3 protein-coding genes are annotated in these 1835 nt (G+C 65.9%); 2 read left to right on the top strand and 1 reads right to left on the bottom strand.

Translation table 11 applies throughout. The features are described 5' to 3' along the window. Nucleotides 1–284 precede the first annotated feature (284 nt). Together KZX60_RS11865 and KZX60_RS11860 are read left to right on the top strand one after the other, a co-directional pair. A complete protein-coding gene (locus tag KZX60_RS11865) occupies nucleotides 285–644 on the top strand; it encodes a metalloregulator ArsR/SmtB family transcription factor (protein WP_017488126.1) in 360 nt (119 codons plus the stop codon). Further along, nucleotides 641–1243 (top strand): cadmium resistance transporter, encoded by a 603-nt coding sequence (locus tag KZX60_RS11860; protein ID WP_016997609.1) that lies wholly within the window; start codon nucleotides 641–643, stop codon nucleotides 1241–1243. The genes KZX60_RS11865 and KZX60_RS11860 overlap by 4 nt, the downstream gene beginning before the upstream one ends. A 177-nt stretch (nucleotides 1244–1420) precedes the next feature. On the opposite strand, the gene KZX60_RS11855 is transcribed toward KZX60_RS11860, so the two are convergent. Beyond that, on the bottom strand, nucleotides 1421–1835 hold a 415-nt coding region (locus KZX60_RS11855; RefSeq protein ID WP_248118609.1), incomplete at its 5' end, for a DDE-type integrase/transposase/recombinase.

The raw sequence follows: 1835 nt of genomic DNA, 5'->3' as shown, positions 1-1835 counted from the left end.
TGCCGCCTCACCCCCGTCGAGGACACCGGAAGCGAGGTGGGCACCGACACCGACACTGCCCTCGAGCTCAGCACCTGACAACCCCAACGAAGGATCCAACCGCTACACCACCACAAGGGGCTTGACCCACCACCCCCGAGAGGACGGGCCCGAGAGCGCAGTCGACTTCTGAAAATGACAAGGACTGAGCTCGCTCGACGTACGGTGAAGGATCCCCTTACGGGCATGCGATCTGGGCTGACGCCTGTGACCGAGTGTTCAGTTCGCGCTGTATAGTTCAATCCATGATGACTATTGCTTCGCGTCTCGACGTGATGAACCGCCTGGGTCGTGCACTGGCCGACCCCACTCGATCCCGGATCATCTTGACCCTGCTCGACCATCCCGCTTACCCGGCGGAACTGGCCCGAGATCTGGACCTGACACGCCCGAACGTGTCCAACCACCTGGCATGCCTGCGCGATTGCGGGATCGTCGTCTCCGAGCCCGAGGGTCGTCGGACACGATATGAGATCGCCGATTCGCACCTGGCGCAGGCGCTGACGGCACTGGTCGATGCCACCCTGGCAGTGGACGAAGACGCCCCGTGCATCGATCCCGCCTGCTCGCTTCCCGGATGCGACGCAGCTGGGGAGGGCGCATGATCCTCACCTCGGTCTTGCAGGCGATGGGCCTGTTCGCAGCGACCAACATCGACGACATCATCGTGCTCTCCCTCTTCTTCGCGCGAGGGGCAGGCCAGCGCGGCACTACCGCCCGCATTCTGGCCGGCCAGTACCTCGGATTCGCCGGCATCCTCGGTGCCGCGGTCCTGGTGACCATCGGCGCCGGAGCATTCCTGCCCTCGGCAGCCATCCCGTACTTCGGTCTCATCCCTCTGGGCCTCGGCCTCTGGGCCGCATGGCAGGCCTGGCGCGGAGACGATGACGACGATGACGACGAGGCCAAGGTTGCCGGCAAGAAGGTCGGCGTGTGGACAGTCGCAGGCGTCACCCTTGCCAACGGCGGCGACAACATCGGCGTCTACACCCCTGTCTTCCTCAGCGTGGAACCTCTCGCAGTAGTCGCCTACTGCATCGTCTTCCTCGCGCTCGTCGCGGTCCTGGTGGCCCTGGCAAAGTTCGTCGCCACCCGCCCCCCGATCGCCGAAGTGCTCGAACGCTGGGAGCACATCCTCTTCCCCATCGTTCTCATCGGCCTCGGCATCGTGATCCTCGTCAGCGGCGGAGCCTTCGGACTCTGACGTAGCGGCAGCGATCCAAACGGCCCCGACCGGGCGCACCCCTCTCGGTTCAGACCGCGACACCTACCTGCAGCCAGTCCTGCGTGATCGCGGCAACAAGACCGCCACGGAGCGCTGCAAAAACCCCGCCACCAAGCGAACGAAGGGGACTGATGCACCCATAGGTGACAGTCTTCGTCACGCCGCGTCTGCGGGCGTGTGGTCCATGATCAACTCGTACTCGACCGGCGTCAATCGGCCCAGGCGCACCTGCCGGCGGCGGCGGTGGTAGGTCCGCTCGATCCAGGTGATGATCCCTGCCCGCAGCTCGTCCCGGGTGTCCCAGTCGCGTCGGTCCAGCACGTTCTTCTGCAGCAACGCGAAGAAGGACTCCATGGCCGCGTTGTCCCCTGCAGCACCGACCTGACCCATGGACCCGATCAGCCCGTGGGCGGTGAGGGCGTCCTGGAATAGGGTCGAGCGGAACTGCGAGCCGCGGTCCGAGTGGACGATGCACCCGGCCACCACGTCGGTGCCTCCGCGGCGGGCCACGGCCTGCTCGAGGGCGTTCACGGCCAGGGATGCCTGCATGCGCCCGGCCATGGAGTACCCC

The organism is Micrococcus sp. EYE_212 (genome assembly GCF_023147585.1).
GTDB lineage: Bacteria > Actinomycetota > Actinomycetes > Actinomycetales > Micrococcaceae > Micrococcus.
The sequence above is the reverse complement of the archived record's forward strand: the minus strand, read 5'-3'. Positions and strand labels throughout refer to the sequence as shown.